This window comes from Bradyrhizobium sp. UFLA06-06 (assembly GCF_054820065.1).
The window spans coordinates 21,278-27,804 of record NZ_JADFUD010000088.1; the positions used below are offsets into that span (position 1 = coordinate 21,278).

A 6,527-nucleotide genomic window follows, 5' to 3' on the forward strand; every position below is an offset into this window, starting at 1 on the left:
GAGATGCCCGATTGTTGCGTCATAGTAACGGGGAAGCGTCATCATGGTGGGGAATTCAGGACACGTTCACGGCAACGATCCGCCGCACGGCGCAGTCAACGCAGATATCAACGATCCCGGATTTGCGCATTATCGCTACCGACGATCGCATCGGGCAGGCATCGACTTCGGCGCGGACGAACCAGCTCCGCTCTTTCTCTCAAGCCAAATTGACGAGTACGACGCGGATTGGGAAAGGCGCACGACGATTCCGCGTTCGCGCCTTCGCATCGGCCTGCTGACAGCTTCGGCCGTCGCGGCTGTCGCGGCGGCGGTCTTCGCGCTGTTGTCCGCCGGCGTCACGCGCGACACGATCCTGAGCGCCAAGGCCTTATTGGTCGGCGTTTCGCCAGTCGGGGTCCGGGCGGACCTTGCTGAGGCTGTTCGCGCCGTGGCAACGCCAGCATCACCCGCCATCGCGAGCCAGCCGTCGCGCGCTGAGATCGCGGCCGCCTATCAGGAAGCGATTCAGAGCCAAATCGTCGCGGTCGAAGTACCCGCTGCTGCGCCGGTCGAGCCATTACCGGCGGCGCCACAGGCAAGACGCCTCGATCCGGATGCGGTCGCGGCGCTTCTGAAGCGCGCCAACAGCCTGCTTGCGATCGGCGACATCGTATCGGCGCGACTCCTGCTCGAGCGGGCCGCGGATGCGCAGGACGCGGACGCGGCGCTGTTGCTGGCGCGCACCTACGACCCCGACGTGCTGGGGACTTTGGACAAGCGGAGCATCACGCCCGATCCGGAGACCGCGCGCCTCTGGTATCGCAAGGCCGCCGAACTCGGCTCGCAGTCCGCGCAGCAGCGCCTCGCGCAAATGCAGAACTAAGCTCATCTCGAGGGACACATGCGACGCTTGTTTGGATTGGTACTATGCACAGGCATGATGATTTGCGGCCTGGCGGCACGGGCCGAGCAGACCGAATTCGACCCGGCCAAGGTCAGCGACAGCCTGAAGGCGATCTTTCAGTTCGGCTCCGTAAGCACCAAGCAGAGCCTCAACGCCAACACGGTCACGCTGATCTCGGGTACGATCGGCGGCACCTATGTTCAGTTCGGCGCCGATCTCGCCTCCGTGCTCGACGATGGCAATAAGTTGCGCATCCTGCCGATCGTCGGGCGCGGCTCGGTGCAGAGCGTCGCCGACATCCTGTTTCTGCAGGGCGTCGATCTCGGCATCGTTCGATCTGACACGCTCGACTATCTCGAGCGGAAGGGCATCGCGAAAGACATCAAGAAGCAGTTCACCTACGTGACCAAGCTCTATAACGAAGAGATGCACGTGATCGCGTCGAAATCGATCCGTAATCTCAGGGAGCTTGAGGGCAAGACGATCAGCGTCGACCTTCCCAATGGCGGCACCTTCGTCACCGCACTGACCGTGTTCGAGCGGCTCGGAATGAAGCCGAAGGTCGTCTATATCGAGCAGCGCATCGCCTTGGAGAAACTGAAGACCGGCGAAATCGACGCGGTGATCGTCTGTGGCGGCAAGCCTTACAAGTCTGTGAGCGGCTTCAAGGACGACCGGTTCCACCTGGTGCCGGTCAACTACGAGAAACCGTTGCAGGACGACTATCTGCCGGCGAGCCTGTCGGCCAAGGACTATCCCAACCTGATTTCGGGCGAGGAGCGCGTTGACACGATCGCCGTTCCTGCCGTGCTTGCGGCCTATAACTGGGCACCGAAGACGGAGCGCTACAACAAGCTGGCCAATTTCGTGGATGCGTTCTTCACAAAATTTCCGACGTTCCAGAATCCGCCGTTCCATCCGAAGTGGCGGGAGGTCTCGCTGTCGGCGCCACTGCCGGGCTGGCAACGCCTGCCGGTAGCCCAGCAATGGCTGGACCGCCACGGCGTCGAAGCTGCCACGCGCACCCGTTTCGATGAATTCCTGAAGCAGAGCCCGGCGGCGACGCGCTTGCAGAGCGACGCCGACAAGGAGGTGCTGTTCAAGCAGTTCCGGGCGTGGGAAGCGGAAAACAACTCTCGTGCCCAACTGCGCGCCGGCGAGAAACGCTAGACTCCTCGGACCCGGATCGGGCGCAGCGAAACCCGCTCGATCGATCGGCGAGAAAGACCACGGATTACGCTACGCTTCATCCGGGCTACTTTCCGCGCCCTCCGGCACACCGCGCTTCAGCGCGGCGCGGGCGGCATCGCGATGCTCCGGCGTGATGTGGCTTGCCACAATGCGGAGCGCTGTTGCGAGCACTGCGGCGTCATCGGTGAAGCCGAGGATCGGCAGCATGTCGGGCACGAAATCGAACGGCAGGATGAAATAGGCGATCGCCCCGAGCAGCGCCGCCTGCACATGGCGCGGCGTCTGCCGGTCGAACGCGCAGTAATAGGCAGCCAACAGGTCCTCCGCGAAGGGCAGGCTCGCCACCACCTTCTTGAACTTGATCCAGAAACGGCGGCGCACGCTTTCGGGGTCCTGTGCCAGCCGATCGGCAGGCCCAAATCCCACACCGTGTTCGCTCGATGTCATCGCAAGGTTCCTCGACGCCGCGCCAGTTCGGCGGCGGACGATGCGAATCTGGGGATATCGGCGGACCCGCGCAAGGTTGCGCGCGCCGGGCTCAACTGACCCCAAGCTGCCTTGCGATCGCGTTCATGGCCTTGGCGAGGTCGATGTCGCGCTTGGTCACCCCGCCGACATCGTGGGTCGACAGCACCACCTCGACCGTCTTGTAGACGTTTTTCCACTCGGGGTGATGGTCGCTCTTCTCGGCGACCAGGGCGGCGCGGGCCATGAACCCGAAGGCCTCGTTGAAGTCCTTGAACACGAAAGTCTTGGCGATCGCCTCGCGGCCGGACGTTTCCGACCAGCCGGCCAGTTCCCAAAGGGCGGCCTTCCTTGCCTCCACTGACAGCCGTTCGACCATGGTAACCTCCCGTTTAACGCCGACTTTAGCCTAACAACCGGCTTCCGGGATGGGATCCACGCCCAAATTAAGGCCGAAATCGCGTCCTATCGCCGCTGGTAACCATGACGGAGTTGTAACATCTGTCCATTCAGTAATTTGCTACACATAGGGGATGTATGCGCGTTGGTAGTTTTGCGAGATTGAGCCCCGACGATTGTTTGCGAGATCGATGACAGACGGCTCCGCCAGCATGTCGCCCAAGCCGCTGCGTTCGGCAAAGCGGCGGCTGATGTTCGTTTTGATCGCGGGCGCGCTGGCCATCATCGGCACGTTGCTGGCGGGCTATTATTTCGCCGTGCGTCCGGTGACGCTGCGGATCGCGGTCGGTCCCGCCAACAGCGATGACCTCAAGGTCGTGCAGGCGCTGGCGCAGGCCTTCAACAACCAGCAGCAAACCCAGGTCAAGCTGAGGCCGGTGCAGACCGAGGGCGCCACCGCCAGCGCGCAGACGCTGGCCGACGGCAAGGCCGATCTCGCCATCATCCGCGGCGATCTCGAAGTGCCGAAGAATGCCCAGGCGGTCGCGACCCTGCGCAAGAATGTCGTGGTGATGTGGGTTCCGCCCGCCAAGGGCAAGGTTCGGAAATCCGCGCGGATCACCAAGATCGCGCAGCTTGCCGGCCGCAAGATCGGCGTCGTCGGCCGCACCCCGGCCAATGTCAATTTGCTGAAGCTGATCCTGACGCAATACGGCGTCGACCCGATGAAGGTCGAAATCGTGCAATTCCCGGCCAATGAGGCGGCGGAAGCGATCAAGAACCTGAAGGCCGACGCCTATCTCGCCGTCGGTCCGGCCAACAGCAAGATCACGATCGATGCGATCACGGCATCGGTCCGCGACGGCGGCGAGCCGAGCTTCCTTGCGATCGACGCCTCGGAGGCAATCGCGCAAAACCATCCGGCCTATGAGGCCGCGGAAATCCCCGCCGGCTCGCTCGGCTCCGCCGACCGGCCCGACGATGAGGTGAAGACGATCAGCTTCTCGCACCACATCGTTGCGCGGAAGGGCCTGTCGGACTCGACGGTCGCGGCATTCACGCGGCAATTGTTCGCGATCCGGCAGTCGCTCAAGACCGATTTCCCGCTCGCCGCCAAGATCGAGACGCCGGACACCGACAAGGATGCCACCATTCCGGTGCATCCGGGCGCCGCCGCCTTTGTCGACGGCGAGGAAAAAACCTTCCTCGACCGCTACAGCGACTACATCTGGTGGAGCCTGATGGCGTTCTCGGCGATGGGCTCGGCCGGTGCGTGGTTCGCCGGCTATCTCAAGCAGGACGAGCGCAACACCAATACTTCGCAGCGCGAACGCTTGCTGGAGATGTTGAAGGCCGCACGGCAAAGCGATTCAATCGAGGAACTCGACCAGATGCAGGCGGAGGCCGACGACATCCTGCGCCACACGCTGGACTGTTTCGAGCACGGCGCAATCGAGGAAGGCACGCTGACCGCGTTCAACATCGCACTCGAGCAGCTTCATAACGCTGTCGCCGACCGCAAGGCGCTGTTGTTCAGCATGCCGCAAAATTTGCAACGGACTGCCACGCAGTTCAGGGCAGCGGGCACGGCGTAGGTTTTCTTATACGCAAGCTCCCTTTATCCGCGCACTCCCTTCGCCCGTCCCGCTTGCGGGGGAGGCCGCATTGCATCGCAGATGCAATGCGAGTGGGGGCTCTCTCCACGGTACGATTCGTGGAGAGAACCCCCACCCCACCCTCCCCCGCTTGCAGGCGGGAGAGGGAGCCTGACAGGCGTGCTCACCTTACGGAGCGTTGCCTCTGATTCCTCTCCACACTTCCTCGTCCCTGTAATCTCTCCGTCATGGAATTTTTCTAGGTCTTGGCGCGCCTGCGGCGCATTGTCGCTGTGACCTGAGGAGGCTCCCCATGACGTTCCGGTTCTCGCGAAAACTCACCCGCCGACGCTTTCTCTCCACGGCGGCTGCGGCCGGCGCCGGCGTGATCGCGATGCCCTATCTGTCGCGGGCCGTCGACCGCCCCGTGATCACCCATGGCGTGCAGTCCGGCGATGTCGGCGTCGACGGCGGCGTGGTGTGGGCGCGGGCCGACCGGCCGTCGCAGATGATGGTCGAGGTCGCGACCACCGAATCGTTCAAGGACGCCCATACGCTGCCGCCGATCACGGCGCTGCCCGAGGGCGACTTCACCGCCAAGATGCTGCTGGAGAACCTGCCCTCCGGCCAGGACATCTTCTACCGCGTCCGCTTCCGCGACCTTGCCCATATCGACATCGTCGGCGAGCCGGTGGTCGGCCGCTTCCGCACCGCGCCGAGCGATCGCCGCGACGTCTCGTTCGTGTGGGGCGGCGACGTCGCCGGCCAGGGCTGGGGCATTAATCCCGACGACGGCGGCATGATCACGTTCGCCGCGATGAAGAAGCACGCTCCGGATTTCCTTCTGCACTCCGGCGACACGATCTACGCCGACGGCGTGATCCCCTCCGAGGTGAAGCTTCCCGACGGCAAGATCTGGAAGAACGTCACGATTCCCGAGAAGGCCAAGGTCGCCGAGACGCTCGACGAATACCGGGCCGCCCACAAATATAACTTCCTCGACAACAACGTCCGCGCCTTCAATGCCGAGGTGCCGATCTTCGTGCAGTGGGACGATCACGAGGTGACCAACAACTGGTCGCTGTCGAAGCAACTGCCGGCGGCCTACAAGGAGCGCGACATCACCGTGCTCGCGGCGCGCGCGGCCAAGGCCTTCCACGAGATGTATCCGATGCGCGAGAGCATCGTCGAGCCGGGCCGCGTCTATCGCACGCTGAGCTACGGTCCGCATCTCGACGTCTTCATGCTCGACGAGCGCAGCTATCGCGGCCCCAACGGCCCGAACCTGCAGGAGCAGTACGGCCCCGACGCCTATTTCATCGGCCCGGACCAGATGGCCTGGCTGAAGCGCGCGCTGCTCAACTCGCGCGCCACCTGGAAGGTGATCGCCTCCGACATGCCGCTTTCGCTGATCGTCTATGACGATGCCGCCAACAAGAAGGGCTCGGAAGCCTTTGCGCAGGGCGACGGTCCGGCGCGCGGCCGCGAGCTCGAGATCGCCGATATCCTGCGCTTCATCAAGACCGCGGGTATCGTCAACACGGTGTGGCTGACCGCCGACGTGCATTACGCCGCAGCGCACTACTACAACCCGAACAAGGCCCAGTTCCAGGAGTTCGATCCGTTCTGGGAATTCGTCTCCGGCCCGCTGCATGCCGGCACGTTCGGTCCGAACGAGCTCGACAACACCTTCGGCCCCGAGGTGAAGTTCATCAAGGCGCCGGGCGAGGCCAACCAGAACCTGCCGCCGTCGGCCGGCATGCAGTTCTTCGGCCACGTCAAGATCGACGGCAAGAGCGGGCAGATGACGGTGAGCCTGCGCGACCGCGTCGACGCCGAGCTGTGGGCGATCACGCTCGATCCGAAGCCAGTCTAGCGCGCGACGCGATTGGGTTGAGATAACGCCGCGAACGAACTGCGCTCCCTCTCCCGCTTGCGGGCAGGGCTATCGCATTTCGTGGCGGTGCCCTCGTGGCCATCCTTCGAGACGC

6 protein-coding genes are annotated in these 6,527 nt (G+C 63.7%); 4 read left to right on the top strand and 2 right to left on the bottom strand.

All coding sequences use genetic code 11. The annotated features are described in order from the left end of the window. The first annotated feature begins 43 nt into the window (after positions 1 to 43). Together IF803_RS39050 and IF803_RS39055 are read left to right on the top strand one after the other, a co-directional pair. Positions 44 to 865, top strand: a complete 822-nt coding sequence (locus tag IF803_RS39050) for a hypothetical protein (RefSeq protein WP_461195803.1) — start codon at positions 44 to 46, stop codon at positions 863 to 865. Between the two features lie 18 nt (positions 866 to 883). Further along, entirely contained in the window at positions 884 to 2,056 is a 1,173-nt protein-coding gene (locus IF803_RS39055; RefSeq protein WP_461195804.1) for a TAXI family TRAP transporter solute-binding subunit, read from the top strand. A gap of 69 nt (positions 2,057 to 2,125) precedes the next feature. Here the strand turns inward: IF803_RS39055 and IF803_RS39060 are convergent, their stop codons facing one another. After that, a complete protein-coding gene (locus IF803_RS39060) occupies positions 2,126 to 2,524 on the bottom strand; it encodes a YkvA family protein (protein ID WP_028340892.1) in 399 nt (132 codons plus the stop codon). A 91-nt stretch (positions 2,525 to 2,615) separates the two neighbouring features. Beyond that, positions 2,616 to 2,921, bottom strand: coding sequence for a 4a-hydroxytetrahydrobiopterin dehydratase (locus IF803_RS39065; RefSeq protein ID WP_461195805.1), 306 nt, complete (start codon positions 2,919 to 2,921; stop codon positions 2,616 to 2,618). A 211-nt stretch (positions 2,922 to 3,132) separates the two neighbouring features. On the opposite strand from IF803_RS39065, the gene IF803_RS39070 reads away from it, so the two are divergent. Then, complete coding sequence (locus IF803_RS39070) at positions 3,133 to 4,536, top strand: TAXI family TRAP transporter solute-binding subunit (RefSeq protein ID WP_245288719.1); 1,404 nt, start codon at positions 3,133 to 3,135, stop codon at positions 4,534 to 4,536. Between the two features lie 313 nt (positions 4,537 to 4,849). Then, entirely contained in the window at positions 4,850 to 6,412 is a 1,563-nt protein-coding gene (locus tag IF803_RS39075; RefSeq protein WP_461195806.1) for an alkaline phosphatase D family protein, read from the top strand. Positions 6,413 to 6,527: the final 115 nt, after the last annotated feature.

What these genes read in the sequence shown, in the direction of transcription:
- IF803_RS39060 (WP_028340892.1), bottom strand. Translation starts at nt 2,524, where the DNA reads ATGACATCGAGCGAACACGGTGTGGGATTTGGGCCTGCCGATCGGCTG.
- IF803_RS39070 (WP_245288719.1), top strand. Translation starts at nt 3,133, where the DNA reads ATGACAGACGGCTCCGCCAGCATGTCGCCCAAGCCGCTGCGTTCGGCA.
- IF803_RS39075 (WP_461195806.1), top strand. Translation starts at nt 4,850, where the DNA reads ATGACGTTCCGGTTCTCGCGAAAACTCACCCGCCGACGCTTTCTCTCC.
- IF803_RS39065 (WP_461195805.1), bottom strand. Translation starts at nt 2,921, where the DNA reads ATGGTCGAACGGCTGTCAGTGGAGGCAAGGAAGGCCGCCCTTTGGGAA.
- IF803_RS39050 (WP_461195803.1), top strand. Translation starts at nt 44, where the DNA reads ATGGTGGGGAATTCAGGACACGTTCACGGCAACGATCCGCCGCACGGC.
- IF803_RS39055 (WP_461195804.1), top strand. Translation starts at nt 884, where the DNA reads ATGCGACGCTTGTTTGGATTGGTACTATGCACAGGCATGATGATTTGC.